Origin of the sequence: Streptococcus downii (assembly GCF_004353325.1) — a bacterium.
GTDB lineage: Bacteria > Bacillota > Bacilli > Lactobacillales > Streptococcaceae > Streptococcus > Streptococcus downii.
The window spans coordinates 354,164-377,607 of the sequence record NZ_MZNX01000006.1 but is presented as its reverse complement, the minus strand read 5'-3'; the positions used below and the strand labels follow the sequence as shown (position 1 = coordinate 377,607).

At 42.0% G+C, this 23,444-nt stretch carries 21 protein-coding genes and 1 riboswitch; of the genes, 19 read left to right on the top strand and 2 right to left on the bottom strand.

Annotation, left to right across the window (positions count from 1 at the left end):
* The first annotated feature begins 61 nt into the window (after window positions 1-61).
* The 14 genes from polA (at window position 62) to E2R31_RS03655 (ending at window position 15,263) form a co-directional block, all read left to right on the top strand.
* Window positions 62-2,695 (top strand): DNA polymerase I, encoded by a 2,634-nt coding sequence (polA, locus tag E2R31_RS03725; RefSeq protein WP_132972903.1) that lies wholly within the window; start codon window positions 62-64, stop codon window positions 2,693-2,695.
* Between the two features lie 103 nt (window positions 2,696-2,798).
* Window positions 2,799-2,901: riboswitch (TPP riboswitch) on the top strand.
* A 72-nt stretch (window positions 2,902-2,973) separates the two neighbouring features.
* Window positions 2,974-3,264, top strand: coding sequence for a thiamine-binding protein (locus E2R31_RS03720; protein ID WP_132972901.1), 291 nt, complete (start codon window positions 2,974-2,976; stop codon window positions 3,262-3,264).
* Window positions 3,227-3,985 carry an ABC transporter permease gene (locus tag E2R31_RS03715; protein WP_132972899.1) on the top strand — a complete coding sequence of 253 codons (759 nt, stop codon included), beginning with the start codon at window positions 3,227-3,229 and terminating at the stop codon, window positions 3,983-3,985. The genes E2R31_RS03720 and E2R31_RS03715 overlap by 38 nt, the downstream gene beginning before the upstream one ends.
* Before the next feature lie 36 nt (window positions 3,986-4,021).
* Window positions 4,022-5,029, top strand: a complete 1,008-nt coding sequence (locus tag E2R31_RS03710; protein WP_132972897.1) for an ABC transporter substrate-binding protein — start codon at window positions 4,022-4,024, stop codon at window positions 5,027-5,029.
* Window positions 5,029-5,757 (top strand): ABC transporter ATP-binding protein, encoded by a 729-nt coding sequence (locus tag E2R31_RS03705; protein WP_132972895.1) that lies wholly within the window; start codon window positions 5,029-5,031, stop codon window positions 5,755-5,757. Before E2R31_RS03710 ends, E2R31_RS03705 begins: the two co-directional genes overlap by 1 nt.
* 34 nt (window positions 5,758-5,791) lie before the next feature.
* Complete coding sequence (locus E2R31_RS03700) at window positions 5,792-6,091, top strand: hypothetical protein (protein ID WP_243701286.1); 300 nt, start codon at window positions 5,792-5,794, stop codon at window positions 6,089-6,091.
* Window positions 6,092-6,773: 682 nt separating this feature from the next.
* Window positions 6,774-7,421, top strand: coding sequence for a nucleotidyltransferase family protein (locus E2R31_RS03690; protein WP_084948227.1), 648 nt, complete (start codon window positions 6,774-6,776; stop codon window positions 7,419-7,421).
* Between the two features lie 3 nt (window positions 7,422-7,424).
* The gene (locus E2R31_RS03685; protein WP_084948228.1) at window positions 7,425-8,168 is read left to right on the top strand and encodes a Panacea domain-containing protein; all 744 of its coding nucleotides are present in this window, start codon (window positions 7,425-7,427) and stop codon (window positions 8,166-8,168) included.
* Between the two features lie 477 nt (window positions 8,169-8,645).
* A complete protein-coding gene (locus E2R31_RS03680; RefSeq protein ID WP_132972893.1) occupies window positions 8,646-9,104 on the top strand; it encodes a CtsR family transcriptional regulator in 459 nt (152 codons plus the stop codon).
* Between the two features lies 1 nt (window position 9,105).
* Entirely contained in the window at window positions 9,106-11,538 is a 2,433-nt protein-coding gene (locus tag E2R31_RS03675; RefSeq protein WP_132972891.1) for an ATP-dependent Clp protease ATP-binding subunit, read from the top strand.
* 145 nt (window positions 11,539-11,683) lie between these two features.
* The gene (locus E2R31_RS03670; protein WP_132972889.1) at window positions 11,684-12,742 is read left to right on the top strand and encodes an AAA family ATPase; all 1,059 of its coding nucleotides are present in this window, start codon (window positions 11,684-11,686) and stop codon (window positions 12,740-12,742) included.
* 9 nt (window positions 12,743-12,751) lie between these two features.
* Entirely contained in the window at window positions 12,752-13,531 is a 780-nt protein-coding gene (gene pnuC / locus E2R31_RS03665) for a nicotinamide riboside transporter PnuC (RefSeq protein ID WP_132972887.1), read from the top strand.
* Between the two features lies 1 nt (window position 13,532).
* Window positions 13,533-14,306: an NUDIX domain-containing protein gene (locus tag E2R31_RS03660; protein WP_132972885.1), complete on the top strand. Its 774-nt coding sequence runs from the start codon at window positions 13,533-13,535 to the stop codon at window positions 14,304-14,306.
* A 273-nt stretch (window positions 14,307-14,579) separates the two neighbouring features.
* On the top strand, window positions 14,580-15,263 hold the full coding sequence (locus tag E2R31_RS03655) for a hypothetical protein (RefSeq protein ID WP_132972883.1): 684 nt from the start codon (window positions 14,580-14,582) through the stop codon (window positions 15,261-15,263).
* Window positions 15,264-15,327: 64 nt separating this feature from the next.
* Here E2R31_RS03655 and dusB read toward each other — a convergent pair whose 3' ends face one another.
* Window positions 15,328-16,308: a tRNA dihydrouridine synthase DusB gene (dusB, locus tag E2R31_RS03650; protein ID WP_000183322.1), complete on the bottom strand. Its 981-nt coding sequence runs from the start codon at window positions 16,306-16,308 to the stop codon at window positions 15,328-15,330.
* Window positions 16,295-17,167, bottom strand: a complete 873-nt coding sequence (gene hslO / locus E2R31_RS03645; protein ID WP_049518848.1) for an Hsp33 family molecular chaperone HslO — start codon at window positions 17,165-17,167, stop codon at window positions 16,295-16,297. The genes dusB and hslO overlap by 14 nt, the downstream gene beginning before the upstream one ends.
* Before the next feature lie 164 nt (window positions 17,168-17,331).
* Between hslO and E2R31_RS03640 the strand changes: the two genes are divergently transcribed.
* From E2R31_RS03640 to E2R31_RS03620, 5 genes are all read left to right on the top strand, one after another.
* On the top strand, window positions 17,332-18,759 hold the full coding sequence (locus tag E2R31_RS03640; RefSeq protein WP_084945050.1) for an AcpB/EbpR/MafR family transcriptional regulator: 1,428 nt from the start codon (window positions 17,332-17,334) through the stop codon (window positions 18,757-18,759).
* Between the two features lie 156 nt (window positions 18,760-18,915).
* Complete coding sequence (glpK, locus tag E2R31_RS03635; RefSeq protein ID WP_076984232.1) at window positions 18,916-20,424, top strand: glycerol kinase GlpK; 1,509 nt, start codon at window positions 18,916-18,918, stop codon at window positions 20,422-20,424.
* 41 nt (window positions 20,425-20,465) lie between these two features.
* Entirely contained in the window at window positions 20,466-22,292 is a 1,827-nt protein-coding gene (gene glpO / locus E2R31_RS03630; protein ID WP_061421528.1) for a type 1 glycerol-3-phosphate oxidase, read from the top strand.
* A 70-nt stretch (window positions 22,293-22,362) separates the two neighbouring features.
* On the top strand, window positions 22,363-23,067 hold the full coding sequence (locus E2R31_RS03625) for an MIP/aquaporin family protein (RefSeq protein ID WP_084945051.1): 705 nt from the start codon (window positions 22,363-22,365) through the stop codon (window positions 23,065-23,067).
* A gap of 231 nt (window positions 23,068-23,298) precedes the next feature.
* Window positions 23,299-23,430: a teichoic acid D-Ala incorporation-associated protein DltX gene (locus E2R31_RS03620; protein ID WP_025168981.1), complete on the top strand. Its 132-nt coding sequence runs from the start codon at window positions 23,299-23,301 to the stop codon at window positions 23,428-23,430.
* Window positions 23,431-23,444: the final 14 nt, after the last annotated feature.

Genomic DNA, 23,444 nt, shown 5'->3' with positions numbered 1-23,444 from the left:
CGCTACCATTTGCCTATTCTTTCCGATGGTATTTTTCCCCTCTTTCCTTTATAATGGGTGTATGGACAAGAAAAAATTATTATTAATTGATGGATCTTCTGTTGCTTTTCGAGCTTTTTTTGCGCTCTATCAGCAGTTGGATCGGTTTAAAAATGCTAATGGCCTTCATACCAATGCAATCTACGGTTTTCAACTCATGTTGAATCATGTCTTAGAGCGGGTTGAGCCCAGCCATGTTTTGGTAGCCTTTGATGCAGGTAAGACGACTTTCCGAACAGAGATGTATGCAGACTACAAAGGTGGTCGCGCTAAAACTCCAGATGAGTTTCGTGAGCAATTTCCCTTCATTCGTGAGTTGTTAGATCATCTTGGGATTCGCCATTATGAACTGCCCCAGTATGAAGCCGATGATATCATCGGGACCCTAGGTCGTTTGGCTGAGAAGGATTCTTTTGATGTGACAATCGTTAGCGGAGATAAGGATTTGATCCAGTTGACGGATGAGCATACGGTGGTCGAGATTTCTAAGAAAGGTGTGGCTGAGTTTGAGGCCTTTACGCCAGACTATCTTATGGAAAAAATGGGCCTCACACCGGCTCAGTTTATTGATCTTAAGGCTCTTATGGGGGATAAGTCTGATAATATCCCTGGTGTCACTAAGATTGGTGAAAAGACGGGTATCAAGCTCTTGCTAGAACACGGATCGCTTGAGGGTATTTATGAAAATATCGATGGGATGAAGGCTTCTAAGATGAAGGAAAATCTCATCAATGACAAGGAACAAGCTTTCCTGTCTAAAACCTTGGCGACCATTGAGACTCAGGCACCGATTGAGATTGGCCTTGATGACTTGGTATATAATGGCCCAGATGTGGAAAATCTCGGGAAATTCTACGATGAGATGGGCTTCAAACAGCTCAAGCAAGCTTTAAATGTTTCGTCGACGGATGTGGCTGAGAGGTTGGATTTCGCCATCGTTGACCAAGTCAGTCAAGACATGCTGAGCGCAGACTCTATCTTCCACTTGGAACTCTTTGGTGAGAATTACCATACAGATGACTTAGTTGGTTTTGCCTGGTCCTGTGGGGATAAACTTTACGCTACAGATAAACTTGAGCTCTTGCAGGAGCCGATTCTCAAGGAATTTTTAGAAAAAACACCTCTGAAAGTGTATGACTTTAAGAAAGCTAAGGTTCTTTTAAATCGCTTGGGCTTGAATCTCCAGGCTCCTGCTTTTGACAGTCGTTTGGCAAAATACTTACTCTCAACAGTCGAGAACAATGAAATCTCAACCATTGCGAGTCTTTATGGCCAGACTTACATAGTCGATGATGAGATCTTTTACGGCAAGGGGGTCAAGAAGGCAATTCCTGAACGGGAAAAATTCTTGGAACACCTAGCTCGCAAGGTTGCTGTTTTGGTTGAGACTGAGCCTGTTTTGCTTGAAAAACTCAGTGACCATGGACAGTTAGATCTCCTCTATGACATGGAGCAGCCTCTGGCTTTTGTCCTTGCCAAGATGGAAATTGTTGGAATCAAGGTCAAAAAAGAAACCCTTCTTGAGATGCAGGCTGAAAATGAGCTTGTCATTGAAAAGCTAACTCAGGAGATTTATGAACTGGCTGGTGAGGAGTTTAATATCAACTCACCCAAGCAGTTGGGCGTGCTTCTCTTTGAAAAGCTCGGCCTTCCTCTAGAATACACCAAGAAAACCAAAACAGGTTACTCGACAGCCGTGGATGTGCTAGAGCGTCTAGCCCCTATTGCGCCAATTGTTAAGAAAATTCTAGACTACCGTCAGATTGCTAAGATTCAATCGACTTACGTGGTTGGTTTGCAGGATTGGATTTTGGATGATGACAAGATTCACACACGCTATGTGCAGGATTTGACTCAGACAGGGCGTCTGTCTAGTGTGGATCCAAACTTGCAAAATATTCCTGTGCGTTTGGAGCAAGGCCGTCTCATTCGTAAGGCTTTTGTGCCAGAGTGGGAGGATAGTGTACTACTCAGTTCGGACTATTCACAGATTGAGTTGCGCGTTTTGGCGCATATCTCTAAGGATGAGCACTTAATCAAGGCCTTCCAAGATGGAGCAGATATCCATACTTCAACAGCCATGCGTGTCTTTGGAATTGAACGTCCTGAGGATGTGACTCCAAACGACCGTCGCAATGCCAAGGCGGTTAACTTCGGAGTGGTTTACGGGATTTCAGATTTTGGCTTGGCAAACAATCTAGGTATCAGCCGTAAGGAAGCTAAAGCCTACATCGATACCTACTTTGAACGCTTCCCAGGTATTAAAAACTACATGGATGAAGTTGTTCGTGAGGCGCGTGATAAGGGCTATGTAGAGACCCTCTTCAAACGTCGTCGTGAGTTGCCAGATATCAATTCACGCAACTTTAACATTCGTGGTTTTGCAGAGCGAACTGCCATCAACTCTCCTATCCAAGGCTCAGCAGCAGATATTCTCAAGATTGCTATGATCCAGCTAGACAAAGCTCTAGTTGAAGGTGGCTATCAGACTAAGATGCTCTTGCAAGTGCACGATGAAATCGTCCTTGAGGTTCCGAAATCAGAACTAGCAGCCGTTAAAGCTCTAGTGAAACAAACCATGGAAGAAGCCATCCAGCTCAGTGTTCCCCTCATTGCAGATGAAAATGAAGGAGCAACTTGGTACGAGGCTAAATAAGAAAGCTAGGATAGAGTTTGAAGCATTTGCCTTCAAACTCTTTTTCATAGTTTTCTGTAAGCAGTTTCCTTGACTTATCCATTTATTTACGTTATCATATGTTCATATAATATACGGGAGTCTGTGTACAGTCTGAGAGGAAGTGTTAAACTTCGACCGCACCTGATCTGGGTAATGCCAGCGTAGGGAAGGATACTTAGTCGAATTCTGCACCTTTTCCGTATATATGGGAAAGGTTTTCTTTTTGTCAAAAGGAAGCCTGAGAAAAGGAGGTTTTTATGAAAGCAAGCATTGCCTTGCAAGTCTTGCCCCTATCGCAGGGGATTGATCGAATTGCTATTATTGATCAGGTTATTACCTATCTGCAAGCTCAGTCCGTGACCATGGTGGTGACACCCTTTGAAACGGTCTTGGAAGGGGAGTTTGATGAGCTTATGCGCATTCTCAAAGAAGCGCTAGAAGTGGCAGGGCAGGAAGCGGATAATGTCTTTGCCAATGTCAAAATAAATATAGGAGAGATTTTAAGCATCGATGAGAAACTTGAAAAGTATACTGAGACGACACATTAGTCTTTTGGGCTTTCTTGGAGTCTTGTCGGTCTGGCAGTTAGCGGGAATATTCAAACTTTTACCCAAGTTTATCCTACCAACTCCCTTTGAAATTCTCCAGGCCTTTGTTCGTGACAGAGAATTTCTCTGGCACCATAGCTGGGCGACCTTGAGAGTGGCTTTGCTAGGTCTAGTTTTAGGAGTCTTGATTGCTTGTATCATGGCTGTGCTCATGGATAGTCTGGCTTGGCTCAATGACCTTATCTACCCTATGATGGTGGTTGTCCAGACCATTCCGACCATTGCCATAGCCCCAATCTTGGTCTTGTGGCTAGGTTATGGGATTTTGCCCAAGATTGTCTTGATTATCTTGACGACAACCTTCCCTATTATCGTTAGTATCTTGGACGGTTTTAGGCACTGTGACAAGGATATGCTGACCTTGTTTAGTCTGATGCGGGCCAAGCCTTGGCAAATCCTGTGGCATTTTAAAATCCCAGTCAGCCTGCCTTACTTTTATGCAGGTCTGAGGGTCAGTGTCTCCTACGCCTTTATCACAACAGTGGTATCTGAGTGGTTGGGAGGCTTTGAAGGACTAGGTGTCTACATGATTCAGTCCAAGAAACTGTTTCAGTATGATACCATGTTTGCCATTATTATTCTGGTGTCGATTATTAGCCTTCTGGGTATGAAATTGGTCGATATTAGCGAAAAATATGTGATTAAATGGAAACGTACTTAAATAGAGCGTTTTAGAAAAAGAAAAGAGGAAATGAAAATGAAGAAAACATGGAAAGTGTTTTTAACGATTGTAACAGCTCTTGTAGCTGTCGTGTTAGTGGCTTGTGGCCAAGGAACTGCTTCTAAGGACAACAAAGAAGCAGAACTCAAAAAGATTGACTTTATCCTAGACTGGACACCAAATACCAACCACACAGGGCTTTATGTAGCCAAGGAAAAAGGCTATTTTAAAGAAGCTGGAGTGGATGTTGATTTGAAATTGCCACCAGAAGAAAGTTCGTCTGATTTGGTGATTAATGGCAAGACGCCATTTGCTATCTATTTCCAAGACTACATGGCTAAGAAATTGGAAAAAGGAGCAGGAATCACTGCCGTTGCCGCTATCGTAGAGCACAATACATCAGGAATCATCTCACGTAAATCGGACAATGTGACCAGTCCAAAGGACTTGGTTGGTAAGAAATACGGTACTTGGAATGACCCGACTGAGCTTGCTATGTTGAAAACCTTGGTAGAATCACAAGGTGGAGACTTTGAGAAGGTCGAAAAAGTACCAAACAACGACTCAAACTCGATTACACCAATTGCCAATGGTGTCTTTGACACTGCTTGGATCTACTACGGTTGGGATGGTATCCTTGCCAAATCTCAAGGCGTAGAGGCTAACTTTATGTACTTGAAAGACTATGTCAAGGAGTTTGACTACTACTCACCCGTTATCATCGCAAACAACGACTATCTAAAAGACAACAAGGAAGAAGCTCGTAAAGTTATCCAAGCTATCAAAAAAGGCTACCAATATGCCATGGAACATCCAGAAGAAGCTGCAGATATCCTCATAAAGAATGCACCTGAACTCAAGGAAAAACGTGACTTTGTCATCGAATCGCAAAAATACTTGTCGAAAGAATACGCAAGTGACAAGGAAAAATGGGGACAATTTGACGCTGATCGCTGGAATGCCTTCTACAAATGGGACAAAGAAAATGGTATCCTTAAAGAAGACTTGACAGACAAAGGCTTCACTAACGAATTTGTAAAATAATGACAGAAATTAGACTAGAACACGTAAGCTATGCCTATGGCGATGAAAAGATTTTAGAGGACATCAACCTGCAGGTGACTTCGGGTGAAGTGGTTTCTATCCTAGGTCCAAGTGGTGTTGGAAAGACCACTCTCTTTAACCTAATCGCTGGGATTTTAGAAGTCCAGTCTGGGCGAATTGTCCTTGATGGCGAGGAAAATCCCAAGGGACGCGTGAGTTATATGTTGCAAAAGGATTTACTCTTGGAACACAAGACGGTGCTTGGCAATATCATCCTGCCACTCTTGATTCAAAAGGTTGATAAGGCAGAAGCCATTGCTCGAGCGGATGAAATCCTTGCGACCTTCCAGTTGACAGCCGTAAGGGACAAGTATCCTCATGAATTGAGTGGTGGAATGCGGCAACGTGTGGCCTTGCTCCGTACCTACCTTTTCGGACACAAGCTCTTTCTTTTGGATGAAGCTTTTAGCGCTTTGGACGAGATGACCAAGATGGAACTCCACGCTTGGTATCTGGAGATTCACAAACAGCTGCAGCTGACGACCTTAATCATTACACATAGCATCGAAGAGGCCCTCAATCTCAGTGATCGCATCTACATCCTAAAAAATCGACCTGGACAGATCGTCTCTGAAATCAAACTAGACTGGTCCCAGACCGAAGACAAGGAAGTCCAAAAAATTGCCTATAAACGTCAAATCTTGGCTGAATTGGGATTAGATAAGTAGAAAAATAGGGAGTTGGTGAAGATTATTCTTTTTTTTGAAAAGTTACAAGTCGCTGAAGAAGTTAGTCAAACTTAGAGATACTCTAGGCGCATTTGAAACCAAAGCTATCGAGATGGTCAAAATGATAGACTCTTATAGTAGTGACCTAGACGAAAAGAAACGTGGTATATTTTATAATTTATTTATTGTTTCCCAAAAACAAAAGCATACTTTAAAAGAACTCTATAGATTACTGGATATTGATAAAACAGAGTATGATCGTCTCAAAAGTGAAATCTTACTAGATTTTGCTCGTAGTTATCGAGAAGGAGCATTATTGACATATCACGATTAAAACTACTGGTAGAATAAAAGCCCTTAGAAATAAATCTAAGGGCTTTTTGACTGGCCGATTTTATCAGCAATTTCAACTTTAAAAATTTCATTTTCAAACAATCTCATCCATCGTAAACCTGTTTTAACAGATAAAGCATTATACTCTTCATCAAAAGTACCCTTATCTTCAAAAAGACAATTCCCTCAAAGGTCTGGTTATCAACGTCTGTAATCGTTACAATTTTATTGTTAAACTTTCTAAGTTCCATTTTTATTTTCCTGATTTTGTAGTACTATAGTCAATAATCTACCTAATCTCATACTTCAATTGTTTTTAGGGGGAACGGTAGAAGTGACATCGAACAACTTAGAGGTATCGTGATTTGTGGCTAATATTTGGTAGGTATGTATGAGCTGGAAAAATATAAATTTGAGTTAATTACCTTAAGCAATTACTTTTAAATTCTTCTAGTATGTTAGAATTTTTATCTATCAGGTATTATAAATAGCATTAAAATATCATTCATACTTTTTATAATAAAATGAGGAAAAAACATAACTAAAATGATTGACAAAATGTACAAAAAAAGGTACATTAAGAGAAAGTGTATAATATAATCATAAAGAATCGAGGTAAACACAGGGGATAGATGTGACGTTTGTGTTTATTTTATTTGTAGATAGGTAGGAGATTATCTAAGGTGGTTATAGAATCTTATGATTATGAAAGTGTTGTTGAAATTATTAAGAGAATCAATAAATTACATGGTGACTTCTCAAAGAGCTTGGAGCCATCTTTAAATTACAACTTAAAGAAAACAATCGATAAAGTAGCAGATGAGAGAGGCGTAAATCCTAAATTTCAAAGACTGATTGATCTGTATAAGGCGGAGTTAAATCAATTTACTATAAAATTATTGCTCTTACAAGTAGAGTATTCTGGAATTAGATATAGAATTAAGCAATCAGAGTCAATTCGTGAAAAAATAAAATATTATTTAGGTCCTCAACATGAGAATGGAAAAGTACCTATAAACAAATCTCTTAATGATTTTTTAGGCTTTAGAATACTTGTAGATAATGTAGTGTTGATTTACAATAATTTAAACCAGGATAAAAGCATAGTAGATATTATCGACAGAATGTATATGAGAAACGAGGGTAATTATGTTGGTTTACATATATATTTTAAGAACGGCAATAATAAATTTTTTCCATGGGAATTACAGATTTGGTGTGTGAGTGATTCTGAATCAAACGAAGAATCTCACAAAATACATAAACAAAAACGGAAATATACTTTAATACCAAAAGACTATCATCAAGCAGATTTAGAAAAGGAGGAGTGAGAGATGTTTCAACATTTTATTATAGTTGCCAGTTCATATACTGAAGGTAAAAGAGTTGGTTTTCATATGACTGCTCCAGAAGGAAAGTTAGATAACGATGAAATTAGAAGTATTTTAGATCGGCTCAAAGAAATTAAGCGGGACGATGTCGGAATACATTCATTTACATCTGATGATAGTACGTGGGAAAGCGTACTTAAGTTTGATTCATTCTTTGAAGATGTAATGATTTGTGAGGATTTTGAAGAATTTGAAGAGATTGTAAAATCAGACTTAAAACTTTCTGCGATTGATATTGCGAAGTTCTTCTTGGCAATTCAAGCTACCTCGCATTTAAAATTACAAAAATTAATTTATCTAGCATATAAAAAATATCTATTAAAATATGAGGAACGGCTATTTCCTGAAAAAATAGTCGCTTATGATTATGGACCAGTCGTACAAGAGGTTTATCAAAAATTTAAAAAGTATGGTGCAGACACTATAGAAACAGATAGTGCTCCAAAGTATATTTTAAAGGATATTCATCTTTCCCAAGCTCTTGGCAGAATGCTCCTCGTAAAAGAATTTGAAAAAGTAGTTCCTATTCTTTTAGAAACTTTTGAAGAATATGGTGATTTAACAGCAAGTGAATTAGTCGGTTTAACTCACTCAAAAAACGGACCTTGGCACTCTGTATATAAAAGATATCAAAATTGTGAGATAACAGATGAAATAATTATTTCACATGCAAAATATGAAAGGTAATAGAATGAGCTAGTTTTGACTAGCTCATTCTTGGTTCTATTATAAGTGCAACAATAAATACAACTTGTTTTGAAAACTCAATATAAATAATTAGTTAGGAGAGTTATTATATCTTATACCTAATTAGAGTAGTAGAAATGTAAGGTGATACAATTTAGGTCTTCAAAAAGAGTGCAAAAAGTTATTTAAACATGAATTATTAAATGATTTAGTAGAATTATCGTCCATAAAGTAAAAAGCACGTTTGACCGTGATAGTTTCTTGCCTGCTGAACTTGTCAATATTACGCCCTTTTTAGGGCTCTTTTTTGTGGACTTTTTAGGAACTTTCAAGAAAAACTAAGGCGATTTAATGCATAATTGTTTTTAAAGAAAGTCAGTATTTCCAATGGTTGAGCCTTAAAAATTTGACTTATAGAGTGTTAAATGATAGTATAGTCAAAGATAGTCAAGGTTCAAAGAAGGAGTTTGATTTACTATGAGATTTAAAAATACATCAGATCATATCGAAGCTTATATCAAGGCGATATTAGACCAATCTGGTATCGTGGAATTGCAGCGGAGCCAGTTGGCAGATACCTTTCAGGTTGTGCCAAGTCAGATCAACTATGTCATCAAGACACGTTTTACTGAAAGCAGAGGTTACTTGGTTGAGAGCAAGCGTGGTGGTGGAGGCTACATTCGCATAGGGCGAATTGAGTTTTCCAGTCATCACGAGATGCTCTGCGATTTGCTTTACTCGATTGGTGAGAGAGTTAGTCAGGAGATTTATGAGGATATTCTCCAACTTTTGGTGGAGCAGGACTTGATGACCAAGCAGGAGATGACCTTGCTGACTTCAGTAGCAACGGATCGTGTCCTAGGGGAAGAATCTTCAGTTGTCCGTGCCAATATGCTCCGACAGCTATTACAAGAGGTAGATAGAAAAGAGAAGTAAGATGAACTATTCAAAAGCATTGAATGAATGTATCGAAAGTGCCTACATGGTTGCAAGCCATTTTGGAGCTCGATATCTAGAGTCTTGGCATTTATTGATTGCCATGTCCAATCACAGTTACAGTGTAGCAGGGGCGACTCTAAATGATTATCCTTATGAAATGGACCGTTTAGAAGAGGTTGCGTTGGAACTGACTGAAACGGACTATAGCCAGGACGAAACCTTTACGGAATTGCCCTTTTCCCATCGTTTGGAGGTTCTCTTTGCAGAAGCAGAGTATGTGGCCTCAGTGGTCCATGCTAAGGTGCTAGGGACAGAGCATGTCCTCTATGCGATTTTGCATGACGGCAATGCCTTGGCAACTCGCATCTTGGAGAGAGCAGGCTTTTCTTATGAAGACCAGAAAGATCAGGTCAGAATTGCTGCTCTTCGTCGCAATCTAGAAGAACGTGCTGGCTGGACTAGAGAAGATCTCAAGGCTTTGCGTCAACGTCATCGCACAGTAGCTGACAAGCAAAGTTCCATGGCCAATATGATGGGTATGCCTCAAGCTCAAAGTGGTGGTCTAGAGGACTACACGCATGACCTGACGGAGCAAGCGCGCTCTGGCAAGTTAGAACCAGTTATTGGTCGTGACAAGGAAATCGCACGTATGATTCAGATTTTGAGTCGGAAGACCAAGAATAATCCTGTCTTGGTTGGAGATGCGGGTGTCGGGAAAACAGCTCTGGCACTTGGACTTGCTCAGCGTATTGCCAGTGGGGATGTACCTGCGGAAATGGCAAAGATGCGCGTGTTAGAGCTTGATTTGATGAATGTTGTCGCGGGAACACGTTTCCGTGGTGACTTTGAAGAACGTATGAACAACATCATCAAGGATATAGAGGAAGATGGCAAAGTGATTCTCTTTATCGATGAACTCCACACCATTATGGGTTCTGGAAGCGGTATTGACTCGACTCTGGATGCGGCCAATATCTTGAAACCAGCCTTGGCGCGTGGAACTTTGAGAACGGTTGGTGCAACCACTCAGGAAGAATACCAAAAACACATCGAAAAAGATGCTGCCCTTTCTCGTCGTTTTGCCAAAGTTACGATTGAAGAGCCAAGTCTAGCTGACAGCATGACTATTTTGCAAGGTTTGAAAGCGACCTATGAGAAACACCATCGTGTGCAAATCACAGATGAAGCCGTTGAAACAGCTGTCAAGATGGCGCATCGTTACTTGACCAGTCGTCACTTACCAGACTCTGCTATCGACCTTTTGGATGAAGCGGCAGCAACAGTGCAAAACAAATCCAAGCATGTGAAAGCAGACGAATCCGACTTGAGTCCAGCTGACAAGGCTCTGATGGATGGCAAGTGGAAACAAGCGGCCCAGCTAATCGCAAAAGAACAAGAAGTGCCTGTCTATAAAGACTTGGTAACAGAATCTGAAATTTTGACCACCTTGAGTCGATTGTCAGGGATTCCAGTCCAAAAACTGACTCAGACTGATGCCAAGAAATATCTGAACTTGGAAGCTGAACTACACAAACGTGTCATCGGCCAAGATCAAGCTGTTTCAAGTATTAGCCGTGCTATTCGCCGCAACCAGTCAGGGATTCGCAGTCACAAGCGTCCGATTGGCTCTTTTATGTTCCTAGGACCAACGGGTGTTGGTAAGACCGAATTAGCCAAGGCTCTGGCAGAAGTCCTCTTTGATGACGAATCAGCCCTTATCCGCTTTGATATGAGTGAGTATATGGAGAAATTCGCAGCTAGCCGTCTCAATGGAGCTCCTCCGGGCTATGTAGGCTACGAAGAAGGTGGGGAGTTGACCGAGAAGGTTCGCAACAAACCTTACTCTGTGCTCCTCTTTGACGAGATAGAAAAGGCCCACCCAGACATCTTTAATGTCCTCTTGCAGGTTCTGGACGACGGTGTCTTGACAGATAGCAAGGGGCGCAAGGTTGATTTTTCAAATACCATTATCATCATGACGTCAAATCTTGGTGCGACGGCTCTTCGTGACGACAAAACGGTCGGTTTTGGGGCCAAAGACATTCGTTTTGACCAGAAAAATATGGAAAAACGAATCTTTGAAGAGTTGAAAAAAGCTTATCGACCAGAGTTTATCAACCGTATTGATGAAAAGGTGGTCTTCCATAGCTTGGATAGCGAACACATGCAGGAAATCGTTAAGATCATGGTTAAACCATTAATTGCTAGCCTGGCAGAGAAGGGTATCGACTTGAAACTGCAAGCTTCAGCGTTGAAGTTACTGGCAAGCAAAGGTTACAATCCAGAAATGGGAGCTCGCCCACTTCGCAGAACCCTGCAAACAGAAGTGGAAGACAAGTTGGCAGAATTCCTTCTTAAGGGAGAACTGGTAGCAGGCAAGACCCTCAAGATTGGTGTCAAAGCTGGTCAATTAAAATTTGATATTGCTTAAAAATGGAGAATCAGGAGTAGTCCTGATTCTTTTTTTGCTACTTTTTTATAAAAAATGATAAAAAACTATTGACAAAACAAAAATATAGTATATAATAAAAACATAGAAAACAAAAATATCAAAAATTATAAAAAGGCAAACGAGTATGAAAAAGAAAACAGCAGTGGTATTTGGGACCTTTGCCCCTCTCCATCAGGGGCATATCGATCTGATCCAGCGAGCGAAGCGTCAGTGTGATCAGGTCTGGGTAGTCGTTTCAGGCTACGAGGGAGACCGAGGTGATCAGGTAGGTTTAAGTCTTCAAAAACGATTTCGCTATATCCGAGAGGCTTTTCGTGATGACGAATTGACCTCTGTCTGTAAGCTGGATGAGACCAACCTTCCCCGTTCCCCTATGGGCTGGCAGGAGTGGTTGGACCAGATGTTAGCGGAGATTTCCTATGATGAAAACCAGCAAGAACTGACTTTTTTTGTGGGAGAAGAAGAATACCAGCAAGAGCTATCTAGACGTGGATTTGGAACCGTCTTGCAAGAAAGAAAGTTTGGTATCTCAGCAACTATGATTCGAGAAAATCCAAGCAAATATTGGAAATACATCGCTCAACCCTTCCGTCGTCAGTTTACTAAGAAAGTGTTGATTATGGGAAGTGCCAGCAATGGGAAGACCACTCTGGCCAAGGATTTGGCAAGGTATTACGATGCGCCCGTTAGCCTGGAATACGCACGTGAGTACCAGATCAAAAACAATGTCCGTGACGATGAATTGACTCCAAAGGATTATTATTATCTCCTTTTGGGACAGTATGACCAGACCTCCAAGTTAATCGATAGTAATGCCAATCGAGGCCTAGTGATAGCCGATACAAACTCCTTGGTAACCAAGGGTTACTATGATTATTACATGGAGACTGAGGACCAAGGGGACTTATCAGGAGAAACCTTTGACAATCTCTTTGTTTCGATCTTGGCCAAGGAAAAATGGGACTTGATTCTCTTTGTGCAACCTGTTGGGTCCTATGTCAATGACGGGTTTAGAGATATGACCATGGCAGAAGACCACATTCGCTACAGTTTTTCCCAGCATTTGGATCAGATGAGAGAGCGATATTTAACCACGATTCCACTAGTTTATCTAGCGGAGGATTATCTAGGCAATTATGAAGCAGCAAAAGTGGCTATTGATGCCATTTACCAAGCAGATTAGGAGAAAATGATGAAAAAGCTAACTGAAAAAATCACACAATTTATCGAAAATTTTAAAAATGTCCATGCCGAAGCCCGCAAGATTGGTTTTGCAGGAACCATGCGCTTACTCTGGAAAGATCTCTTTGTCGGCCGTAGTCTTTTCCAGTGGTTGTACCTCATCGCCTTGTCAAGTGTTCCCTTGATCTTAGAGTTCACGCAAAATACAGAAAGTCATGACTTGCTGAGCTTGTTTGCATCCTGGACGGGGATTATCTGTGTTATTTTGGTAGCAGAAGGGCGTGCAAGCAATTATCTCTTTGGGGCTATTAACTCGGCTATCTATTTGATTTTGGCCATGAATGCGACTTTTTATGGCGAAGTCTTGACGACCGTTTACTTCTTTGTCATGCAGCCGATTGGTCTCTATGCTTGGCTGTCTAATCGTATCAATGACCAAGGAAAACCAGAAGAATCCCACTTTGAAGCTAAGAAATTATCTGTGATTGACTGGCTCAAGTACTTGGCCTTGACTGCCATTATCTGGATTGGTATGGGCTTGGCTTACCAAAGTATCAATAGCGCTCGCCCTTTCCGTGATAGTGTTACCGATGCGACCAATGGTGTTGGTCAACTCTTGATGACACGTCTCTACCGTGAGCAATGGATTTTCTGGATTGCAACCAATCTCTTTAGTATTTATCTCTGGTGGGGTGAAAATATCCACATCCAAGGGATGTACTGGGTTTACACACTGAACAGTCTAGTGGGTTGGTACCAATGGACTAAGGCAGTTCGAAAGGAGGCATAAGATGGCAGATACGATGATTCCAGCCGGGATGACGGAAAAAGAATATTATGAAATCCATGCCAGTCAGGAGGAGTTTTTAGACTGGTACTACAAGCAGGAACTCCCTCAATATGAAAAACCAAGTGTGACAGTGGATATGGTGGCCTACTGCTTTGTCGAAGGAAAGATCAAGCTCTTGCTGATTCGTCGTAAGGCTCACCCTTATCAAAACTGTTTGGCTTTGGTTGGAGGCTTTATGGACAAGGGAGAAGATGCTGCACATGCCTGTCAGCGCGAAGTGAGAGAAGAAATCAATCTCGATCTACCTTTGGAGAAAATCGAGCAATTGATGACCGTATCGACCCCTGGTCGTGATCCACGGGGCTGGACAGTGACCATTGCCCATTTAGTGTACCTACCTAGTCGTGCCTTAGATCTCGTTCAGGCAGGTGACGATGCCAAGGATGTCGTTTTCGTAGATGTCGATTTTCAGACAGGCAAATGTTTCCTAGAGGGAGTGGAGCTGGACGAGCAAGCCTTCGCCTTTGACCATTATGCCATTATCCAAGAGTCCATCAAACGAATCCAAGGCCGTCTCGACTGGAACCCGACCTTCCTTTATCTGCTGGAGGAAGAGTTTACTGTCTATGAAGGGACTGAACTGGTCAATCTCATCAACCCCGGTCGCCCAATCGTCAGCAATAACTTTCTCGTAAAATACGGCGAATATGTAGAAGAAGTCGGACTCAAACGAGTACCTAAAAAGAAACCAAGAAAAACCTATCGATTGAAATAAAAATGAGGCCGGGACAAAGTTCCCGACCTCTTTATTTATTATCATTTTTTATGAATGGCTATCTTTCTTAGAATTACACAAGAGCGATGCAAAAAATAGGACTCTAATCTAAGAAATTTTCTATTTTTTCGTTTCGATTACGAATAGAAATAGTAGAAGGAACAATTTTTAAAATAGTTTCTCTAAAAAGTTGACAGATTTAAGGCCTAATGCTACAATTATATTACAAAAATATTTCTTAATATTTCAAAAATGTTACAAAGGAGTAGAAAAATGAAAAAGAAAATCTATATCAAATTGATGGCAGCGACTGTGTTGGCTTCTACCTTGCTACTGGGAGCTTGTGGAAATAAAAACGAAACCACTCAAACTAGTAGCTCTGCAAAAACAAGTCAATCATCAAGTTCTAAAGCGGCTTCTTCTAGCAAAGAAAGCAAGACTCAAAAATCTTCAAGCTCCGCTTCATCTGAAAAGGCTCAGGCATCTTCTGGTCAGTCTTCTACAACGCCAGATCAGTCACAAGCGAAACCGGCACCTGAATCAAGACAAGAACAAGCAGCTCCTAGTCAACAAGCCCCTTCTCAGACTCCATCAACTCAGCAAGGCTCTCAAGCCCAGTCTAACCAGTCAAGCTATGATCCAACAACTGACCGCAAACTTCAAGACAAGCAAGCAGAACACAACAAACGCTACAAGGGTGTTTTAACCATGGTCGATGGTGATTTCTCAGCAGCTGCAGGCAACTGGAAGGGAGCGAATGGCGAAACTATTACGGTTTCATCAGGGGGCCAATTTACAGTAGAAACTGCAGATGGAAAGAAAGAAAACTATTCTATCAGAGGCTACTCTTACACTCTTGATGATGGCAAGTATAATGCCAAAATCGGTGGAGGAAAAATCATCCAAATTACAACAGGTGCGGATGGTAAAGTTTCGAGTGTTGCCTTGATTCAATAATAGTACCTAGGTTTTCCTAGTATCTAAAAAACCGTAAACTCCAAGCGAGTTACGGTTTTTTCTATTATGCTTTGTCTAATTGCAAGAGGGCTTCAATCTCTGCTAGGGTGCTAGCTTGTGAAATAGCTCCACGAAGCTTGGCTGCACCAGATGTACCACGAAGGTAGTGAGGAGCGAGACCACGGAATTCACGGACTGCAATTTTTTCTCCTTTGAGGCTAATTAAGCGTTTTAAGTGTTCGTAGGCGATTTTCATCTTATCTTCAAAGGTCAAATCAGGAAGGATTTCTCCTGTTTCAAAGTAGTGGTTGATTTGATTGAAGAGGTAGGGATTTCCCATGGCTGCTCGGCCAATCATAACTGCGTCAGCACCAACTTCTTCGATGCGTTGTTTAGCATCTTGAACTGTACGGATGTCACCGTTGGCGATAAATGGGATCTTAGTCAGTGCTTGGGCTACATCGTGCAAGGTCTCGAGGTCTGCGTGGCCTGTGTACATTTGTTCGCGGGTACGGCCATGCATGGCGAGAGCAGAGACACCAGCAGCTTCAGCTGCGAGGGCATTCTCCACGGCTAGGGATGGATCAGACCATCCAGTACGCATTTTGACGGTGAGGGGGATGTCAAGGACAGATTGGACCTTGTTGATAATAGAGTAGATCTTGTCTGGGTCCTTGAGCCACATAGCGCCAGCTTCGTTTTTCACGATTTTGTTAACTGGGCAGCCCATGTTGATATCGACGATATCGGTCTTGGTGTTTTTTTGGATGAATTCTGCTGCGCGTGCGAGGCTGTCTTCATCACTACCAAAGAGTTGGATAGAAACGGGATTTTCGCCTTCATCGATATGAAGCATGTGCAGTGTTTTTTCGTTGTTGTACTGGATGCCCTTGTCAGAGACCATTTCCATCACAACGAGTCCAGCTCCGAGCTCTTTTGCGATGGTACGAAAGGCTGAGTTGGTGACACCAGCCATGGGTGCTAAAACAGTACGATTGGGAATCTCAACATTTCCAATCATAAAAGGTGTATTAAGATTTGTCACGAATGAGTTCCTCCAGGTCGTTTTCATCAAAGTTATAAGTTGTTTGGCAGAATTGACAAGTGATTTCTGCCCCGTGGTCTTCCTCTTTCATTTCCTCAAGGTCTGAATTTGGAAGGCTGGCAAGAGCGTTCATAAAACGGTCTTTGCTGCAGTCACATTGGAAACGGATTTCTTCTTCAGATAGACGTTTGTAGGATTCGTCACCATAGATGGCCTTGAGGAGGGCTTCGATATGGTCATCGCTTTCTAGAAGGGTTGAGATGGCTGGCATTTCTTGGATGCGTTTTTCAAAGCGGGCAATCTCTTCTTCCTTGGCTCCTGGCAATACTTGGAGAAGGAAACCTCCGGCAACTTTGACCTTGTCGTCTTTATCCAAAAGAACATTGAGGCCGACTGCTGAAGGGGTTTGTTGACTTTCAGTCAGGTAGTAGGCTAAGTCTTCACCGATTTCCCCAGAGATGAGGGGAGTCATGGAGTTGTAGGGATTTCCAGTACCATAGTCTGTGATAACGAGGAATTGACCGTTTCCAACAAAAGGTCCAACAAGGACTTCACCCGTTGCAGTCTTTTTGATGTCAACACCTGGATTTTGAACGTAGCCTTTGACGTTTCCCTTGGTATCTGCGACCGTGATGATGGCACCGAGAGAGCTTGTTCCAAGAACTTTAACTGTTAGTTTGGTATTTCCTTTTTCATTGGCTGCGAGAATTTGGCTAGCGATAAGGGTGCGACCAAGTGCGACAGTTGAACTGGCTTGAGTTTGATGTTTTTCTTGAGCAGTGCGGACGGTTTCAGTGCTATCAAGGACAAAAGCACGAAAGGCTCCGCTTTCTGATATTGTTTTAATAATTTTATCCATAGCTACTATTTTAGCATAAAAATGCCCAAAGGGGGAGTTGTGTGTTTGCTGTTTCTGTGGAATAATGACGAGGAAATCAACCTTAAAATAAAATGAGAAACAGATTATTTCAGCATTTGAAAGATTTATGCTATGCTTGTAGGAGAGAATGAAAGGGGTAACAAATGTATTTAGGCGATTTGATGGAAAAAGCAGAATCTGGTCAATTTTTAGTCCTTTCCTTTCTATTACAAGATTCGCAGACAACAGTCAAGAAAGCCATGGAAGAAACAGGTTTTTCAAAGGCGACCTTAACCAAGTACATTTCTCTGATTAACGAAAATGCCTGGGAAAGAGGGCTAGAGCTGACCATTCACTTGGAAGATGAAAATCTGCGTTTGTCGATTAGTGCAGATACCAAGGGAAGAGAGATTCGGAGCTTGTTTTTAGACAATGCCATTAAGTACCAAATTTTGGTTTACCTTCTCTATCACCAACAGTTCCTAGCCCATCAACTGGCTCAAGAATTGATGATTAGCGAGGCCACGCTTGGTCGCCACTTAGCTAGTCTAAATCAGATTTTGTCAGAGTTTGACTTATCCATCCAAAATGGCCGTTGGCGAGGTCCAGAGCATCAGATTCGCTATTTCTATTTCTGCCTTTTTCGCAAGATTTGGTCCAGTCAGGAGTGGGAAGGTCACATGCAGAAAGCTGAGAGAAAACAAGAGATTGCTACCCTAGAAGAAATCTGCGGTGCTAGCTTGTCTTCAGGTCAGAAATTGGACTTGGTTCTCTGGGCTCACATCAGTCAACAGCGTCTTCGGGTCAATGCCTGTCAGTTTCAAGTCATAGAAGAAAAAATGCGGGGGTATTTTGACAATATTTTCTACCTTCGTTTGCTTCGAAAGGCTCCGTCCTTTTTTGCTGGGCAACATATCCCTCTAGGAACTGAGGATGGTGAGATGATGGTATTCTTTTCATTTCTCCTTTCCCATCGTATTCTTCCTCTTCATACTATGGAGTATATTCTTGGTTTTGGAGGGCAATTAGCCGATTTGCTTACGCAATTGATTCAAGAGATGAAGAAAGAGGAGTTGCTGGGGGACTACACAGAGGACCATGTCACCTATGAACTCAGTCAGCTCTGTGGTCAAGTTTATCTATACAAGGGCTATATCTTGCAAGATCAGTACAGATACCAGACAGAGAATCGCCATCCCTATTTGCTGATGGAACATGATTTTAGAGGGACTGCAGAGAGAATTTTTCATGCTATACCTGCCTTTCAGCAGGGAACGGATTTGGATAAGAAAATTCTCTGGGAATGGCTTCAGTTGATAGAGTATATGGCAGAAAATGGTGGCCAACATATGAGGATTGGTCTGGATTTGACATCTGGTTTCCTTGTCTTTTCTAGGATGGCTGCCCTTTTGAAACGGTATTTGGAATACAATCGTTTCATTACTATTGAAGCCTATGACCCCAGTCGACATTATGATTTGTTAATTACCAACAACCCCATTCATAAGAAAGAACAGACTCCGGTCTATTATTTAAAAAATGATTTGGATATGGAGGATTTGGCGAAGATTCGTCAGATGCTCTTTGCTTAAAAGGCCTGAATTTTCAGGTCTTTTTTGTGAAATTCGCACAATCTCCTCACATTTTTTTAAAATTTTAAAAAAATTGATAAACAAGAAAGCGCTTTATTTTGTATACTAGTTACTGTAAAGAGGAACCCCCTCAAGATTTTATCAGGAGGACAGCACATGTCACAAGAAAAATACATCATGGCTATTGACCAGGGAACGACCAGTTCTCGTGCCATCATTTTTAACAAAAAAGGAGAAAAGGTCAGCTCTAGTCAAAAAGAGTTCACTCAGATTTTCCCTCAAGCAGGTTGGGTTGAGCACAATGCCAATGAAATTTGGAACTCTGTTCAGTCAGTTATCGCGGGTGCTTTCATCGAAAGTGGTGTGAAACCAAGTCAAATCGAAGCCATCGGGATTACCAACCAGCGTGAAACAACTGTCGTCTGGGATAAGAAAACAGGGCTCCCTATCTACAATGCTATCGTTTGGCAATCACGCCAGACAGCACCTTTAGCTGAACAACTAAAAAGCCAAGGTTATGTGGAAAAATTCCATGAAAAGACTGGTTTGATCATCGATGCTTACTTCTCAGCGACTAAGGTTCGCTGGATTCTGGACCATGTAGAAGGTGCTCAAGAGCGAGCTGAAAAAGGAGAATTGCTCTTTGGTACCATTGATACTTGGTTGGTTTGGAAATTGACTGACGGTGCGGCTCATGTGACGGACTACTCAAATGCGGCTCGTACCATGCTCTATAACATTAAAGAACTCAAATGGGATGATGAGATTTTAGAAATCCTCAACATTCCTAAGGCTATGCTTCCAGAAGTTCGTTCTAACTCTGAAATCTACGGCAAGACTGCTCCATTCCATTTCTACGGTGGAGAAGTACCAATTTCAGGTATGGCTGGGGACCAACAGGCAGCCCTCTTCGGTCAGTTGGCCTTTGAACCAGGTATGGTCAAGAATACTTATGGAACAGGTTCTTTCATCATTATGAACACTGGTGAAGAGATGCAGTTGTCTGAAAACAACCTTTTGACAACGATTGGTTATGGAATCAACGGCAAGGTTTACTATGCCTTGGAAGGTTCTATCTTCATCGCAGGAAGTGCCATTCAGTGGCTTCGTGATGGACTTCGCATGGTTGAAAATTCACCAGAGTCTGAAAAATATGCTCTCAATTCTCACAACAATGACGAAGTTTATGTAGTACCTGCCTTTACAGGTCTAGGTGCTCCATATTGGAACCAAAATGCTCGTGGTTCGGTCTTTGGCTTAACTCGTGGAACAAGCAAAGAAGACTTTATCAAGGCAACCTTGCAATCTATCGCTTATCAAGTACGTGACATCATCGACACCATGCAAGTAGATGCTCAGACAGCTATCCAAGTCTTGAAGGTAGATGGCGGTGCAGCTATGAACAACTTCCTGATGCAGTTCCAGGCTGACATCTTGGGAATCGACATCGCACGCGCCAAAAACTTGGAAACAACTGCTCTAGGAGCAGCCTTCCTAGCAGGTTTGTCAGTAGGCTACTGGAAGGACTTGGATGAGTTGAAGCTCTTGAATGAGACTGGAGAACTCTTTGAGCCATCGATGAACGAATCTCGCAAGGAACAACTCTACAAGGGCTGGAAGAAGGCTGTGAAAGCAACGCAAGTCTTTGCGGAAATCGATGACTAATACTGAAAGAATAAAGTGACTCAGTTAGAAAGTGTGTAAATATGGAATTTTCAAAGAAAACACGAGAATTATCAATTAAAAAAATGCAGGAACGCACCCTGGACCTCCTGATTATTGGTGGTGGGATTACCGGTGCTGGGGTAGCCTTGCAAGCGGCAGCTAGTGGACTTGACACTGGATTGATTGAAATGCAGGACTTCGCAGAAGGAACATCTAGCCGTTCAACAAAATTGGTCCACGGAGGTCTGCGTTACCTCAAACAATTTGACGTGGAAGTAGTCTCAGATACAGTTTCTGAACGTGCGGTGGTTCAACAAATCGCTCCACACATTCCAAAACCAGATCCAATGCTCTTGCCAGTTTACGATGAAGATGGAGCGACCTTTAGCCTTTTCCGTCTCAAAGTAGCCATGGACTTGTACGACCTTTTGGCAGGTGTTAGCAACACGCCAGCTGCTAACAAGGTCTTGAGTAAGGAAGAAGTCTTGGAACGCCAGCCAAACTTGAAGAAAGAAGGCTTGGTAGGAGGTGGAGTTTATCTTGACTTCCGTAACAACGATGCGCGTCTCGTGATTGAAAACATTAAACGTGCCAACCAAGACGGTGCCCTCATTGCCAACCACGTTAAGGCAGAAGGCTTCCTCTTTGATGAAAGTGGCAAGATTACAGGTGTTGTAGCTCGTGATTTGTTGACAGACCAAGTCTTTGAAATCAAGGCTCGCCTAGTTATTAACACAACTGGACCTTGGAGCGATAAGGTACGTAATTTGTCCAATAAGGGAACCCAATTCTCACAAATGCGCCCAACTAAGGGAGTTCACTTGGTAGTGGATTCAAGCAAGATCAAGGTTTCACAGCCAGTTTACTTTGATACAGGTTTGGGAGACGGCCGGATGGTCTTTGTCCTCCCACGTGAAAACAAGACTTACTTTGGTACAACGGATACAGACTACACAGGCGATTTGGAACATCCAAAAGTGACGCAGGAAGATGTAGATTATCTACTTGGCATTGTCAACAACCGCTTCCCAGAAGCAAATATTACCATTGATGATATCGAAAGCAGCTGGGCTGGTCTTCGTCCATTGATTGCAGGCAATAGCGCTTCTGACTACAATGGAGGGAATAATGGAACCATTAGTGATGAGAGCTTCAATAGCTTGATTGCGACTGTCGAAGCTTATCTCTCGAAAGAAAAAACGCGTGAAGATGTTGAATCTGCTGTCAGCAAGCTTGAAAGCAGCACATCTGAGAAACATTTGGACCCATCTGCAGTTTCTCGTGGTTCGAGCTTGGACCGTGATGACAATGGCCTGTTGACTCTTGCTGGTGGTAAAATCACAGACTACCGTAAGATGGCTGAAGGAGCTATGGAGCGTGTGGTTGACATCCTCAAAGCCGAATTTGACCGTAGCTTTAAACTCATCAACTCGAAGACTTACCCTGTTTCAGGTGGAGAATTGAACCCAGCAAATGTGGACTCAGAAATTGAAGCCTTTGCTCAACTTGGAGTTTCACGTGGCTTGGATAGCAAGGAAGCCCAGTATCTCGCAAATCTTTACGGTTCAAATGCACCGAAAGTCTTTGCACTTGCTCACAGCTTGGAACAAGCGCCAGGACTCAGCTTGGCAGATACCTTGTCCCTTCACTATGCAATGCGCAATGAGTTGGCTCTTAGCCCAGTTGACTTTCTTCTTCGTCGTACCAACCACATGCTCTTTATGCGTGATAGTTTGGATAGCATTGTGGAGCCTGTTCTGGATGAAATGGGACGATTCTATGATTGGACTGAAGAAGAAAAAGCAGCCTACCGTGCGGATGTCGAAGCAGCTCTTGCTCAAAACGATTTGGCAGAACTAAAAAATTAAGAAAAACTAGAAGAGAGGGGAGGGCAGCATTCCTTGTCGCCAGCCCCTTCATTTAAATGGAGACAAAGATATGATGAAAGAATTATTTGGAGAATTTTTGGGGACCTTAATCCTGATCCTCCTAGGAAATGGTGTTGTTGCAGGTGTGGTTCTTCCCAAAACCAAGAGCAACAATTCAGGATGGATCGTGATTACTATGGGATGGGGAATTGCTGTAGCCGTTGCGGCCTTTGTATCTGGCACGCTCAGTCCAGCCCACCTAAATCCAGCTGTGACGTTTGCGATGGCCTTAAAAGGAACGCTCTCTTGGGCTTCTGTTTTCCCTTATATCCTAGCCCAATTCGCAGGAGCGATGGTGGCTCAGATTTTGGTTTGGTTGCAATTCAAACCGCATTATGAGGCAGAAGAAAATGCAGGCAATATCCTAGCGACCTTTAGTACTGGACCAGCAATCAAGAACACAGTATCCAACTTGGTTAGCGAAATCCTTGGAACCTTTGTTTTGCTCTTGACAATCTTTGCCTTGGGGCTCTATGACCTTCAGGCAGGATTAGGGACCTTTGCAGTGGGGACCTTGATTGTTGGTATCGGTCTTTCACTAGGTGGGACAACGGGTTATGCCTTGAACCCAGCTCGTGACCTTGGACCTCGTATCATGCACAGCATCTTGCCAATTCCAAACAAGGGAGATGGGGACTGGTCTTATGCTTGGATTCCTGTTGTAGGACCTATCCTCGGAGCGGCCCTAGCAGTTCTCGTATTTTCACTTTTCTAAGATAAAAGAGTGATTGGCAACAGAGTTTGAGATGGAAATCTCAGGCTCTTTTTTGATGGCCAAAACATTAATATTTTAACTTATCTTAAAATAAGCTAAAACAAACTTTTGAATTATGGTAAATAGTTGAAAAAAAGGTTGATAAAATGGTAAAATGTTAGGAAGATAAGATAGTAAATGCATAGTTGCATAGCTTTTTTGAAAAATCATAGAAAATTGAACACACTAACTATGGGAAAACACAGAAAATTGTATATGTTTTTGGGACAGACTGTCCTATATTTTGTAATCTTACTTGGTTTGCTTTATTTTTTCAGTTACCTTGGTCAGAGTCAAGGGACCTTTATTTATAATGAGTTCTAGTTTGAAGGAGAAAA